This window comes from Desulfatiglans sp. (genome assembly GCA_012513605.1).
Classification (GTDB): domain Bacteria; phylum Desulfobacterota; class DSM-4660; order Desulfatiglandales; family HGW-15; genus JAAZBV01.
Window position 1 is genome coordinate 1 of record JAAZBV010000090.1, and the last position, 14,214, is coordinate 14,214.

Here is a 14,214-nt window from a genome sequence, read left to right on the forward strand (position 1 = left end):
AAATTCAAGGGGGTAGGTCTTCACTACAACGGGTTTTCACACCCCTCTCTAATAATTACAGTTACTTATACCCCGAAAAATCGTCATTTTTACTAAAACACTAATCGAATAGCGAAAGTCGGGTTAGATTCAGCCATGGGATCAACAAGTCTACATGTGAAATCCGGCCGCTTTGTTATGTCATCGTCCATAAGCTCTTCCTCAGAAACAGGTTGAATAGGGGCTTCCCAGTAAGGGGTTTGAATTTCCTGATTATTTAACTTACCATGTTTATAACAACATCCACTTAAGATGGGACACAGCTTTAAAGAAATATTGTTCTCGTCACCTGATATTGAATCGGATTTTGACAATTCTACAAGAGCTTCAGAAAAGATATTTGAGTAAAGTGAAACATGCTGGTTCCAGAGGCTTACAGGGTGAGATAATAGATGACGTGCCATATCTTAGTGATACCTCAACCCTTCAAAAGTTGTCCCCTGCATACGTTTGCATATCGTCGCATCAGCATCCTCTCGGGCCAGGCTCTTCGTCCAAAAACGTTTTTCATTTCTTTTAATGAGAATAATCCCGGAATCTGAGACAACATTAACAAAACCATCAAGAATAATCTGTGAAACCCCCATGGGATGGGGCAGAGACTCTCCTATCTGATCCAATAGAGAAGCCCACTCATTTTTTTTTATTTTGAGATCATGAGGATCACCTTTATCTGTTGGATAAAACTCAATGGCTAGCATATTATCATGCGCGCCTGTATATACCTCCGCTCTCATCTCCTCGCCATCTTCAAGATAAGGATTCCATCTTCTGCAAAAGATGTTTATATATTCTTTAATCCATGAAAGATTGTCATTTTCCACTGCCTTCATCGCACCAATGCTATCGAATGGCTGGTAAAAAAATGGCAGCGTAACCTTACAAAAATCATGGATTAAATCCCGCTGTTCATCATTTAATCCATACAGATCGAAGACTGCCTCATCTAGTTGTCTTTCCCACTCTTTACGTTGAGCTTCAATCTTTTCTTCTGGTATGCTATCACGGCTAAATAAATCCTGTTTTGCTGGATTGTAGTTACTTAATTTGTCAACTAATTCAATAATTTTATTTGTAGCGGGATTGTTCCTATCTATGACAATCGGGAATTTTAGCAATTCATCAACAAAATGAATATTGCTATACCAAAGTCCCCATTGAGATGATTTCATAAAGAAAAAATATCGGGACAATGAAGACCAAATCGATCCAAGAATAATTTTATGTAACCACTCTTGTGGTTGAAGCAACTGGATTCCATAAAACCATTCAGAAAATGCAAAAATCTTGTCCGAATAGCATGCAAGAATTTGTCCTTTGATATCAGATTTTTCATCAATTCCACGTTTAATTATTAATCTTGGATGTGTATATAAATGAATGCTTCGTGGTCTTTCAGCTTTTTGTGGAGGCTTTTCAAATGTTAGGTTTCCGTATCTAGAAAATGTTTTATGGCTAAGACTATCGAGTTTATAAAAATCATAATCCTGTGTACCAATTTTATATCCGGCCCCCGATTTTTTTCGGTCAACTATGGTTTGAAGAGATGAATAAAGCGATAATTTTTTTTGTAGCTGGTTATCTATAACACGCCCGAACCAATATATTTTCCAAACAGCATTACTGGTTAAGTCCTCATCATGTAAATAATGAAGATCATACTTGGAAAAAATAATGACTTGGTTTTTATCTAAAGTTATGGTCTGTTTTGCTGAACCATATAACACTGATTTATCGTTCCAGGTTTTATTTCTGAAACATAATGCTAAAAAAGGGGATACTGCTCCTTTGAAAAAAAATTGTCTTACATGTGAAAAGTTAAAGACTTCATGAATACTACAATGCTTCATCCATTTTTCACGAAAAGTCTGAGTAGGTGGATTATGTTTGAACATTACCCCCGCAGAGACTAACATTCCTGCTATACCATCTTGCTTTAAAAAATCAAGTGCTCGCCATAAAAATGCTTGAGATGATTCTTTATCTCCAATAGGCTTTTTATTGGATTTACACCAATCTAACTGAATCTCATGTCTTGTTTTTGTTTCTCTATCGGCGTTTGTTCCGGGTGCTCCCCATGGTGGATTGCCAACTACAACATCAACACATTCCTTTCCGAAGCGTTCTTTCCATATTGGACAAGAGTCAATTACTTTAGTATCAAAGGCGTTTTTTGGAAGGATACAGTGAAAATGATTTTTTGATGCACTGGTTGATGCAATCAAATTAGGTAGTTTGTTTCCCATCTTGATTTGCTGGTCAATGGCTGGAGGATCAAGGTAATGTAGCATTGCTAGATAAAGACTGAACGCTGTTATTCTTGCGGCCTCCTCATTCGCTTCAATCCCGGCAATTTGGTTTTTTAATATATCTTTTAATTCATCAAATGTAAGAGGCCTTTTCAATTTATGCCATTGGTATCGAACTATACGTCGAAAGGCTTCTACCAGAAAAATTCCCGAACCACAGGCCGGGTCCAGGACACGTGGATTTTTTGCCAGGACATCGGGAGTCAAAACACGGGAAACAACAAATTCAGCCAAAACAGAAGGCGTGTAATAAGCCCCATCTTCTCGGACTTTTTTCTTTTTTTCATCAGCATTTGTTGTTGGATGATAGAACTCTTCATAGATCGAACTGATTAAGTCCAGCGGGATAATGTCAAAGTTATATGAATAGAAAAACAGCTTTTTTTGGATGCCAGCATCTCCATAGAGTAATCCTTGAATCAATTCCAGATGTTTTTGGGTTACTTTCTTTTCTTCCTCTTCCACATTTGGAAACATATCCCCATTGAAGTCTTTAGATAATTTTTTAAATACTTCATAGGTAAAATCTTTATTCGATAATACACGAGGGTAAAAGGTATTATTTTCCGAGAAGTCTATTCCTGCTCTGCTGATTGGATTTTTTAAAAAATCAGTCCATCCTGATTTTTGTCGGGCTATTTTTAAGAAATAATTTTCAGTTAAAATTCCACGATCTTCAAGATATCGAATAAATATGGACCTTCCGATAAGTGCATGTGCAAATTTTATTAAGTTGTCTTTGAGACCAGCATCAATCAACTCTCTTCGCACCGTCTTTAAATCGCGTATAATGGCTTTATCTGCCCTATTATTTAGGTCTCCAAACCTTTTATCTCCAAATAATTTCCCAGATTCTATATTGTCACGATGAAAATCCTGAAGTTTTCTGGACACTTCCGCTACATCACGGAGTATCTCTAGTGTCTTTAGTTTGTCCCAAGTCTCAGGTTTTTTAATATCAACCGGTTCCTGTGCCAAGTCATATACAGTAAGATCACCTGGCGTTGAAAGAAACAGTAATCTTGGCCTTGCAAGGCACCATGCCTTATTGAAGGCTTTTTTTTTTCTTCCTGAGAAGCGCCGCATTCGGTGAAAACCACAACAGGATTATTCTCAACAAAAAACAATTTATCTACGCCAGCGCGTTTTGCGGCAGAAAGCCATTCTCCTTTTTCGATCCAGTCTATGACCTTTTGACCCTTTAAAGGTTTGTCTGTCGCAGAATGCAGGCTCCCACTTTTAAAGTCCAATTGATCATATAGGACATCGGAGAATATCATAACCTTCCTCCAGAATTCACAAATCCATTTAAATACAGTGTATCAATGAAAAAAGGTGTTATAAAAGATATAGATTTTTTTGTTAATTGGATGTTCATACTATTCATAACCAGATAAAAGATGTCAATTTAATTCCCTGCAAATCCATATCACTTTTCCGATAATTCGCACACTATTCATTTCTTCCCCTTCAAAAACAATATCCTGGTAGTTACTATTTTCTGAGATAAGAACCAGTTTATTAGGCCGTTTTTCTACCCTTTTTACCATTATTGTGTCTTCAAGACCAGCAGCATATATGGCACCTGCCAATATTGCCTTTTGTGACTGATCTATTAAAACAGTGTCTCCCTCTTTGAGTTCAGGTTCCATACTGTTTCCAACTATATCCATTAAAACCATTTCTTTTGCATTACCTTTTTTACTTAGCCAGTCTTTTCTGAATGAATAAAACTCTTTATGCTCTGGCTCTGTTTCAAAAGAACCATGTCCTGCAGAAAGTCTGGCCACTACTTTTGGTACTTCAACAAATTTATCATGAAAATTATCCTGGCTCAGATTTATAGGAGGTACCCCTTTTACAAGCCATTCCGGATTCAGATTGTATTTTTGGGATAACTCAAGAATCCAACTTTTTGGTACATTGTTTTTTTTACACTGCTGAGAGATTGCCGCTCTGCTGAGATTCAACGTTTTTGCTAAATCCGTTTGAGATGCAATTGGTGATGCATCACAAAGTCTTTGGAAAAACTTTTCAAATATTTTTTCTGTCATGGCCAGAGATGTTAATTTTTAATTACAAGTATGTCAACTTAAATTAACATAATGTAAATATATTGTTAACTTATTAATTGTTTATCTTCTAAAAGCACTTGATATCATTCTTTTTAAAATGTTAGGTTGTTTAAAGATAGGTAAAAAAATCTATATAACGACAGCAGGTTATCAGTTGAAAATATTACTCATTGTTCCCCCAATACAGGATTATTACGATACGGGGATACGCCATTTTCCTTTGGGGCTGTTATATCTCAAGGCTGCCATTAACCATTTTCACCCGGATGTTGATATAAAAATAATCGACTTTCATCATGATCGCGGGAAAAGATCTATACCTGTACCGCGTGAGTTGAAGAACACAAAAAGGTACTTCGGGAAAAATGACCTCTCTCCATTCAGCTCCTTTTACCATTATTACCATTTTGGCAAAGAGTTTGATCCAATCGTGGATGAAATCACTAGCTTCAACCCTGTCCTTGTTGGAATTGCCTCCATGTTCACCACCTATTATTTTGAGGTGCAGGAGATAGCATCAAGGCTTAAAAGAGAATGTCCTCATATCAAAATCGTTCTTGGCGGCGCCCATGCCTCAATTATGGCTGAAGAGATAATTAAGGACGGTTGTGCAGATTATGTGGTAATAGGCGAGGGTGAACAGGCCATGGTGGAGCTTGTCAGTTATCTAAAAGGGAAAATGGAGATTCATGATGTCTCCTCCATTGCCTATAAGGATAATAGCCAGATAATAGTTAATCCGATTAAGAATTATGCAATAGACAAGATACCATCTCCTGTGGACAGGGACTTTGACTATTCCGCTTACAGGGTCAAAGATAAACCTATGTGCATGATACTCACATCACGGGGTTGCCCATATCAGTGCAGCTTCTGCACAACATACAGGGTATTTGGCCGTGGTTACAGGCAGAGAGAGGTTGATTCCATCATAAGTGAGATGAACCTCTATTATGAGAAGGGGATAAATTTTTTTGATTTTGAGGACGATAACCTCACGCTGAACAGGGGTTTTATAATTGATCTCTGTGGCAGGATAGAGGAAGCTTTCAGACCTGATAAGCCCATACTTACTGCAATGAACGGTGTGTCATACTGGCACCTGGATCAGGAGATCCTTAATGCTATGAAAGATGCCGGGTTCGTTAGCGTTAATTTATCACTGGTATCAAGGGACAGAAACAGCGATCTCTTAAGACCAATGGATGTGGAGAAGTTAAAAGAGATTGCATGGCTTGCATATGAAATGGGTTTTGATGTGACCGGTTACTATATCCTGGGGCTTCCCGGTCAATCTGTTGAACAGATGATAGGCTCCCTTGAACTACTTGCATCATTACCCCTTACAGTAGGAGCAAGCCCATTTTATCTGCTGCCCGGTTCAAGGCTTGCAGAGGGTATAAGCTTTGACCGTGAAAGGATGATAAAGGCAAGGCTTACTGCGCTTGGGGGAAACGCACAGGATGTCTACACACTGTTCATATTGAGCCGCATCATCAATTTTATAAAAACGCTTCCTGTAACCAGGGATATGGATATAGGTGAGGTGTTGCGCATACCATCTCAGGGGCGTGAAGCTATTGGAAAAACCATCCTTGAAAGATTTTTTAAGAATGGCGAATTCCATGTGTGCCTTTCAGGGGAGAGATTTGAATTAAATAAAGGGATTAATCCTTCAATATTAAACCACCTTGGTACAACCATAAAGACGATCATGGCAAAAAGTGGCCATATTATTAAACTGGTTTTTTTGTAGTATTATGTTCTTCAGCAAGAAGGCTTCCATCAGGATTAAAACCCAGTGTGATATTTTTCATCTCCTGCCATGCTTTAATCTTTTCAGGGGCAACCTTGAAAAAATCTCCGAGCATCTCTACTGTAACAGGCTGGGGCTGATTAATGCGTTTTTCATTATGACCATACCTGAAGAGGTTGTAAAAACTCCAGGCAATAAGCACCAGGGCCATGCATAATATAATGACCCCGTATAATAATAGTAGCCGCCCCAGATGTTCAATACCATGCGCCTCAATCATGACATCCTGAAAACGCCATAAACCGACCACCCATGCACCAAGGGTCAAAACAGGTCGGATAAAATAGGCAAAAAGGCCCCAGAAGGCTATAGTAAGCAGCCCAAAACCGAAACGTTGGGCAGCAGACTGCTTTTCCGGCCTTTCAATAATCAACGATTTCATATCTCCACACCTTCCTCTTTGCTATCGGCCTGTATCCCGCGATCTACAGTAATCCATCTGGCCCTTTTGCCGCGCGGCCTCATAATGGTTTTTGGTAGGGCCACAACTGAGGTGAGCCAGTTGATAATCCAGAAGACTACCGGGTACCAGACCATACTGAAATAGTTGCGGAAAAGTTTTTGATCATAATGCCTGTCAAGCCAGAGGCTTACCGCAAACTGTAAAAGACAGGTCATTGCCAGAACCATTCCGGGCCATGTCGGTACCAGCGAAACAACAATTATATTTTCCGGTAAATCAAAAAACAGGCCCAATACCCAGAGAGTTACCACTGTAAGCACTGTATAACCCCAGAGGATACTGATAAAATATTCAAGACATACCCCCCACATACGCCTTGATTTCCATTTAAGCACCCTTGGCAGATAACGTAACAGGGCCTGATCACCGCCTATTGCCCATCTGAGCCGCTGTTTCCATAAACCCCGCAGAGTTTCAGGCATGAGTATCCAGCACAGGGCGCGCGATTCAAATCTTATGTCCCAGTGGTTAAGCTGCAACCGCCAGCTTATATCTATGTCTTCGGTCATCATATCATTACCCCAGTATCCAACCCGGTGAATAGCAGATCGGCGGAATGCGCTGACCACGCCTGAAACAGTAAATACACGGCCATAGATCCTCTGGGCGCGTTTAATAAGCCCCAGTATGGCAGAAAACTCGCCAACCTGAATGCGCCCCAAGAGGGTTGATCTGGTTCTGATGCGGGGGTTTCCTGTAACTGCTCCGACACGGGGGCCGGATAAAAAATGGCTCATAATCCATGTAATGGAGTTTTTATCCAGGATGGCATCACCATCTATGCATACAAGAAACTCCGACTTTGCAATGAGTGAAGCTGTACGCAGGGCCATTGCCTTGCCCTGATTTGTTGCAAGGTGCAGCACCCTCAGGTGGGGGCAGCGTTCACTCAATTCATTAAGTATCTCCCCGGTATCATCAGAGCTTCCATCATTTACAGCAATAATTTCAAAAGAGGGGTAGGTTATCTCTTCAAGCGCCTCTATTGTCTCAATAATATTATTTGATTCATTATAACAGGGCACAATTATTGTAGCAGACGGATAGGCGGTAAGGACCGGCGGCTGATCTGGCCGCCCCTGGCCCCGCTCCCACCTGACATAGAAATAGATGGCCCCCACAAGCCATAAGTATGCCATAAAAAGAGGATAATAATAGGCAAAACTAAGCAGTATATCAGTAATGGGGTATGTCATGATTATGGCCTGTAAATAAATGACTGCAATGAAAATGCAGGTTTTAATATCTCAAGGCGGGGATGGCCAATATGGAAATCCTCCGGGTAATAGCCAAAATGAAGCGCTCCCTGTCTCTGAAGACGGTTCATTGTGGCAACGATCTCCTTTTCAGGAATCTGCCTGTTGCCATCACTCCAGTCACGCGTCTGTAAAATAAAAACTGTCTTTTTGAGGCCTTTATCGTAGCCCTTTACCTTTTGCACAAGATCATCCATCCACTTTACCCTGTTATCCGCCTTTTCCATGTAGGGCATGGCCATTAAACAAACATAATCATAATGACCAAGGAAAAGGGGAAGACTCTGAGCAAACCATGCCTCCGAATCCGGCTGTAGCACAGGGGTGGCAAATATGTTTCGCGCTGTCTTGAGCCTTGGCCTCCATTTGCTCACCCTGGCAGCAATATCATCAGTAAATTTTATAAGGTATTCTGTTTTTGCACGTGTCCAAAGTTTATTATTACTCGAATTTTCCCTGATTTGTGAAATAGTGTCAGGAAGTCCAAGCTCTTGAATGTAATATTTCAGCGCATCCGGATGCGCATCTTCAAAATCATCAAACACACCGTCGTCATGAAACATGAGCCCCTCGAAATCTGCATATCGAGCAAGATCTTCATATACATCAAGAATAGCATTGCGGGCCCTGATATCAAATGGAGAAAGACGGGGATACATCCCATGCTCAGGCGAGTTAGCTGGCCTGCCCTCTGATTGTACCATCCAGCTCTTGTCTCCTATCCTGTAGCTAAGCACAGGAAGCCATGCAAACACCTCCACATGCGCTCTTGTTTTTAATTGCCATGCCACCCGGTTAAAAAGATCAGCCCGCACAGGGAGATGGCGGTTAGAAAAATAGAGGGCATCAGCAACGCCATCACCGTCAGGGTCTGCAAATGCCTGCAAATAAACTGTTGATATCTTAAGCCTGTATATCCGCTCTATGAGCTTTCCTAGGTTATGCTCCTGCTGATCCGGGTCAGGGTCATATATGTAATCAAGATCAACCTGCACAGCCCTGTGAACAGATTCAAAAGAATCCCTGCGCAGGTCTCTCACAAGATCATCGAGCGGTTGATCCGCATCTATAATATAACGATTTATACGTGACAGATCAGAGAGAATGTTCATATCATGTTCAAGTGTTATTGTAATTGGCATGCCAAGATCACGTGCTATTTCAAGGGCTGGTATGTTATAGCGGCCAAAGGGCCAGACCATGACTCGCGGCCGAATTCCAAGCCTTTTTTCAATAAGGTCGCTGTTCGCGGTAAGACCAATCCTGATACGGTTTAGATAATCTTCTTCAGGCTCATAGGCTCCATTTTCAGAATAATAGCGTCTGGTAACAAGGGCAGGCTGTGTGTTTCCCTGCGGGTTTGCTATTTTGCCATAATGCAGGCCATACCCGTGGCTTGCAATCTCAACAAGACCGGAATCTACTATTTCACTCAACTGCTCCCAGCTTAAAAAACGCTCTCTGGGCATAATCTCTGTTCCATACTTTACCATGCTACCTTCAGGGGCATCAAGCCAGCTTCCTTCCAGTGCAAGCACCGCCCTCATTTCAAATGCCTTAAGCAGGGGCAATACCCTGTGGTAAAAACTGGCATACCCATCATCAAAGGTTATCATTACAGCCTTTTCAGGGAGACTGTGCTCATTGCGCTGTGCTGCAAGCAGGTCATCTATACTGATAGAGCTAAAGCCATGTTCTCGCAACCAGCTGAAATGGTGTATGAGATTATTCACTGATATAGTCATTCCATCGGGGTCATCAGGAATATCTGCTACATCATGGTAACATAGGGCCACAAAATCTCCTGTCCATGCAGGTTTTTTTGTAGTCTGCGCTGCAATGGATAAACCTGCCGGCAACAGGCATGCAATCAATATCAGTAATCTGACCCGGGCAAGGAGCAAACGAATCATATTAAAACCTCCAGTTCAGAGATATAAATGCATTGTTGGACCGCTCTGGTTTCCCATCATAGACGCTTCGATTGCGACCTGCCCCATATGTAATACTAAAGCGGTTGCCAAGCTCAATAATAAATGAGTATTCAAGTCCCATTGTATAACTACTTCCGTATCCCTGCTGCCAATAATTTCCACCCGAGAGGCGCACCCTCTGGTGAAATGATTTTTCATAGCGGCGGTAAATACGCCAGAGATGCTCAAGCCCCCCGGTAATTCCCAGATCAGAATCAGGATTAAAGTATGGCCCGCCTGACCTGCTGTTATTTGATGCTGATATCTCACCAAATGCCCTGACCTTGTGTCTGGGGAGGGTAAGCAATCTCTGCGTGCCTGATAATGTGAGCCTGGTACGTTTGTTTCCATCACTGAAATCCATGAACTGCCCACCAAGGGAGAGAGCGCTTCCTTCATGCGCCCTGAAATTTACACCCATATTTATGGCATTGGCCCTGATCTTGTTATGTATTGCTCGCAGGGGCGTGTCACGGCTGTATTTTTCAATGCCAAAGGGTATGGACCAGTAATCATCAAGGTGCCACAGGCCATCTGCCCACAGACCAGCATGGTTGGAGGTGCTGTCATTAAACCCTGTGCCAATAGTGGCCTCAAGATTTGGAGATAAATATTCCATGCCCATACTGTAACTGTTAAGAAAACCATCACCCTCTAAAAACTGGGCCTGAGAATGGCTGTAACCGGCAAAGATCCTGTAGTTGTAGTTTACAGGCTGGCTGAACACCTTTGTTGAGATCTCCCACTCCTTATCCCCGTATATATTACCATTCCCGCTGCTGATGGTTGTGTCCACCCTGAGCTCACGCATGTTATGCACCCGCCAGGATCTGTCAAGACGCTGCACCTGGCTGTTTTCAGGATATTCCTCAAGAAGCGCCGCAATTTCTGTCTCAGCCTCTCTGTATTGCCTGCAAGAAAGATGCGATTCTGCCTTGCCTGTGCGTAGACCCCTGTGTTCTGGCGATAGTGCAAGTCCAAGTTGCAATACATTCTGGGATCGCCTTGGCCATCCCCTTGAAAGATAAATCGTGCCCAGTTCACGTAGCAGATCCGGGTTGGCAGGTGCCTCATTTCTCATTAATGTAAAACGATGCTCTGCCTCGGCAAGGTCATCTCCAAAAAAGCGGCCAAGGGCTGCGTATGTCTCTACAGCCTGCCTGCGCCAGTTCGAACGGGGCACCCTGCTTCCACCCGGATAGAGCCACACAGGCTGATCAGGCACTGTTTTGTCAATGTGGCTTATGGCATCAGAATAATTCTCTCTTTCTATCAACGTAAAAAAGAGGCCTGTTCGCCCCTGATAGGATTTAGGGTTAATCTCAAGGGCCTTGCAATAAAGTTCAAATGCATCTTCCGGCCTGCGCACATTAAGCATGGCCCCTGCTGCTGCCTCCAGCACATACCCGGGCAGGTTTACCCCCTCTCCTGCAAGGCGTTCATATTCCTCTACTACCTTTTGAGGCTGCGCGCAGTCATTCCATGCTGCCATGCGGTCAAAGCGCGCCTGAATTTGGCAGTTTAAACCCTCTGGCCCCTGGCATCCTGGTAAATCGAGGGTCTTTTCAATCAGCTCCAGGGCATGCCGACAGTCAATAAACCTTTCTGCATCAGAGACTGGTGGCAGCCCCCCCCAGCGTACGGCCATTGCATTTGCATCTCCCTGCAATCTTATCATCTCTTCTGGTGTTAAAGCATCCGGGTACTGCAAGGCCAGTTCATAAGCCCTTGCAAATGCTTCAAGTTTATTAAGGAGCATGATCTGCCTGTACCTCGCCTCTCTGTGGCCTTCATTTTTTGCAAGAACATCCTGGCAGGCCTTAAGAGCTATAAAAGGTTCATTGTTTGCCTCAGCCGCATAGGCAAGAACCATATAAAAATCAATTATGTCAGGGTTCCTGATGACCATTTCATTTGCCAGTTCCATGGCCTCTTTAGTCTGCCCTGAATCTGTCAGGGTTAATATTAAGCCTGCTTTCATCTGCAGATGTTCAGGGAAGCGACTTATACCCATCTTGTATACCTTGATTGCCTCATCCCAATTTTTAAGCCTGCGAAGAGATTTGGCGCCTGCCTCAACTACAAACAGCGGGGCCTTTGTCATGTTAATATTTTTTATCAGGGCTGCTGCACCAGTGTCATCCTCTGCCCAGCTCTGGACAGCAATATAGTCGTAAATGAGGTCGATATTGTCCGGATTAAGTTGAAATAGGGGATCAAGTATATCAATCGCACCCCTGTAATCTCCATGCCGGGCTAAATCAACGGCCTTTTGTCTGGATAATATTATACCTGTATCTCCGGCTGTACATGCCAGTGACCATGTAAGGATAAAGACACATAAAAGGGCAATAATGATATTCTTTAAAAAGGCATGCTTACTGTGAAGGTAAAGGCATTTAAATAATATCAACTCTGTTTTCTCCATAAAGATACAGGGCAATAAGCCCGAAAGATTTATTATGACAAATAAGTAGAGTTATCATGGCAAAGATATACAATGAAATCATCATAAAAAGGAATAGATATTACAATGTGAGCGTCAATATTAACAAACTTATTTTTCCCATAATTCCCTTGAATACCAGCAACTCCGCTGTAGTAATATTTCATAAATAGACCTTCATATAAAATATGTATTATTACCCCATCCTTTTTAAATACATATAAAAGGCCCGTTTTACCATATCGGTTTATTTGTTGTAATTATTAAGTTATTTTGTCTATATACAGAAAAACTTATAAATTATTATGGAGAAGACATGAAGGTATTAACAAAGTTGTTTTACAGATCTCTGACTACATATTTCGCTCTGGTTTTTCTTCTTCCAGGTTGCTCATCTGACAGGGAATTCAGATTCACCTTTGACCGCCAGGATGGTGAAACATATGTCCAGAAGCTTTCAATAAGCAGGGAAAAGGGCACCGGGGCTGACAGCATGGAGATGGAAGATACCCTTTTGGAGACAAGGGTGACCTGCAGGAAGACAATAGAGGGGTGGGACATAGAGTCTCAGACCCTGAACACAATAATGTTGAAAAACGGTGAGGAGATAAAAAGCCCTCTGCTTGATCTTATCTCAAAACTCACTATTACATACAGAATAGACAGCAATGGTAACATGAAGGATGTTATTGGATATGACAGGGTGCTGGAGGCGGTGAAATCACAGTATCCCCCTGAGGTGGCTGAAAATGTCTCAGCAGGGATCAATATAGATGCAATAAGGCAGAGGGAATTTTCTGAATGGAAAAACAGGATCGGTGATTTTCTGGGTAAGAAATTTTCTATTGGCGATAGATGGGTACATGATGCCTTCTATACCCTGCCAAATGGTGATAAAATCAGCTACAAAATAAAGACCATTTTTAAGGAAAAGGTTCAGAAGAATAATGTTACCTGTGTGGCTATTGAGCAGACATATGACAGCGCAGGAGAGAGTTCGACAGTAAAAGATAAAAAACACCCTGAACATGGTCAGGAGAGTGCATCCATAAAAGGAACTGTTACCCGTTTAATAGATCCCGCCACAATGCGGATATATAAAGAAGAGGTGAAAAGGGAAATACATATGTTTACCGAGATGCCGGTTTCAGGAAAGATACCTGTGGAGATTGTCGAGACCCGCACCTATGATTATGAATATGGGCGATAATAATAGATACCTTATTTACACTTGTAGATAGAGAGTCAAGAAGGGCCTTAAGAGGATTAAGGCCCTGAAAGATATTCATCGTGGGGGTATTGGCCCCTTATATCTATTTTACCTTTTCAAACCTTTCCTTTGGCTGACCGCATACCGGGCACTTTTCCGGTGGGGTATCCTCTACTGTAAACCCGCATACTGAACAGACATAGACATCATTAAGCGGCATATCCGTACCCTTTTCAAGTGCCTTTACTGCCTTTTCATAAAAGCTGCCATGCACCTTTTCTGCCTCATTTGCCCAGAAAAAGGTCTTAAACGCAGCATTGTTCTGCTCCTTTTTTGCCTGATCCATGAACTGGGGATACATATCTGTGAACTCATCCTTTTCACCTTGCCATGCCTCTTTAGCATTCTCTAGAGTGGATTTGATTCCATCCATAGCCTTCAGGTGGTTGAATGCATGAAAGGTCTCTGACTGTGCAGCGGCCCTGAAGAATCTGGCAATATTGGGGTAGCCCTCTTCATCTGCCTTTTTTGCAAAGGCCAGATAACGCCTGTTTGCCTGTGATTCGCCTGCAAAGGCTGCTTTCAGGTTTTGTGTAGACTGATTAGACATAAATTCCTCCATTGAAT

The 14,214-nt window shown here is 42.1% G+C and carries 11 protein-coding genes; 2 read left to right on the forward strand and 9 right to left on the reverse strand.

All coding sequences use genetic code 11. The annotated features are described in order from the left end of the window. Positions 1-92: 92 nt before the first annotated feature. The 4 genes from GX654_11995 to GX654_12010 all read right to left on the reverse strand — a co-directional run bounded on the left by GX654_11995 (position 93) and on the right by GX654_12010 (position 4,402). Entirely contained in the window at positions 93-443 is a 351-nt protein-coding gene (locus GX654_11995; GenBank protein NLD37579.1) for a hypothetical protein, read from the reverse strand. Positions 444-446: 3 nt separating this feature from the next. After that, positions 447-3,326, reverse strand: a complete 2,880-nt coding sequence (locus GX654_12000) for an N-6 DNA methylase (GenBank protein NLD37580.1) — start codon at positions 3,324-3,326, stop codon at positions 447-449. Then, positions 3,275-3,628, reverse strand: coding sequence for a hypothetical protein (locus tag GX654_12005; protein ID NLD37581.1), 354 nt, complete (start codon positions 3,626-3,628; stop codon positions 3,275-3,277). The genes GX654_12000 and GX654_12005 overlap by 52 nt, the downstream gene beginning before the upstream one ends. A 123-nt stretch (positions 3,629-3,751) precedes the next feature. Beyond that, entirely contained in the window at positions 3,752-4,402 is a 651-nt protein-coding gene (locus GX654_12010) for a transcriptional regulator (protein NLD37582.1), read from the reverse strand. Between the two features lie 175 nt (positions 4,403-4,577). On the opposite strand from GX654_12010, the gene GX654_12015 reads away from it, so the two are divergent. Further along, positions 4,578-6,179, forward strand: coding sequence for a B12-binding domain-containing radical SAM protein (locus GX654_12015; protein ID NLD37583.1), 1,602 nt, complete (start codon positions 4,578-4,580; stop codon positions 6,177-6,179). Here GX654_12015 and pgaD read toward each other — a convergent pair. Genes pgaD through pgaA form a run of 4 tightly spaced genes read right to left on the reverse strand, consistent with a single transcriptional unit; the run spans position 6,160 to position 12,344 of the window. Further along, positions 6,160-6,621, reverse strand: a complete 462-nt coding sequence (gene pgaD, locus GX654_12020) for a poly-beta-1,6-N-acetyl-D-glucosamine biosynthesis protein PgaD (GenBank protein ID NLD37584.1) — start codon at positions 6,619-6,621, stop codon at positions 6,160-6,162. The genes GX654_12015 and pgaD overlap by 20 nt on opposite strands. After that, entirely contained in the window at positions 6,618-7,898 is a 1,281-nt protein-coding gene (gene pgaC / locus GX654_12025) for a poly-beta-1,6 N-acetyl-D-glucosamine synthase (GenBank protein ID NLD37585.1), read from the reverse strand. Before pgaC ends, pgaD begins: the two co-directional genes overlap by 4 nt. 2 nt (positions 7,899-7,900) lie before the next feature. Further along, positions 7,901-9,871, reverse strand: a complete 1,971-nt coding sequence (gene pgaB / locus GX654_12030; GenBank protein ID NLD37586.1) for a poly-beta-1,6-N-acetyl-D-glucosamine N-deacetylase PgaB — start codon at positions 9,869-9,871, stop codon at positions 7,901-7,903. 1 nt (position 9,872) lies between these two features. Beyond that, complete coding sequence (gene pgaA, locus GX654_12035) at positions 9,873-12,344, reverse strand: poly-beta-1,6 N-acetyl-D-glucosamine export porin PgaA (protein NLD37587.1); 2,472 nt, start codon at positions 12,342-12,344, stop codon at positions 9,873-9,875. A 349-nt stretch (positions 12,345-12,693) separates the two neighbouring features. Here pgaA and GX654_12040 point away from each other — a divergent pair, with 349 nt between their 5' ends. After that, entirely contained in the window at positions 12,694-13,587 is an 894-nt protein-coding gene (locus tag GX654_12040; protein NLD37588.1) for a hypothetical protein, read from the forward strand. 103 nt (positions 13,588-13,690) lie between these two features. Here the strand turns inward: GX654_12040 and GX654_12045 are convergent, their stop codons facing one another. After that, positions 13,691-14,197, reverse strand: coding sequence for a rubrerythrin family protein (locus GX654_12045; protein NLD37589.1), 507 nt, complete (start codon positions 14,195-14,197; stop codon positions 13,691-13,693). Between the last annotated feature and the right edge of the window lie 17 nt (positions 14,198-14,214).

Excerpts from the sequence above, each read along its gene's own strand:
- GX654_11995 (NLD37579.1), bottom strand. The coding sequence starts at position 443 with ATGGCACGTCATCTATTATCTCACCCTGTAAGCCTCTGGAACCAGCAT.
- GX654_12005 (NLD37581.1), bottom strand. The coding sequence starts at position 3,628 with ATGATATTCTCCGATGTCCTATATGATCAATTGGACTTTAAAAGTGGG.
- GX654_12010 (NLD37582.1), bottom strand. The coding sequence starts at position 4,402 with ATGACAGAAAAAATATTTGAAAAGTTTTTCCAAAGACTTTGTGATGCA.
- pgaD (NLD37584.1), bottom strand. The coding sequence starts at position 6,621 with ATGAAATCGTTGATTATTGAAAGGCCGGAAAAGCAGTCTGCTGCCCAA.
- pgaC (NLD37585.1), bottom strand. The coding sequence starts at position 7,898 with ATGACATACCCCATTACTGATATACTGCTTAGTTTTGCCTATTATTAT.
- pgaB (NLD37586.1), bottom strand. The coding sequence starts at position 9,871 with ATGATTCGTTTGCTCCTTGCCCGGGTCAGATTACTGATATTGATTGCA.
- GX654_12040 (NLD37588.1), top strand. The coding sequence starts at position 12,694 with ATGAAGGTATTAACAAAGTTGTTTTACAGATCTCTGACTACATATTTC.
- GX654_12045 (NLD37589.1), bottom strand. The coding sequence starts at position 14,197 with ATGTCTAATCAGTCTACACAAAACCTGAAAGCAGCCTTTGCAGGCGAA.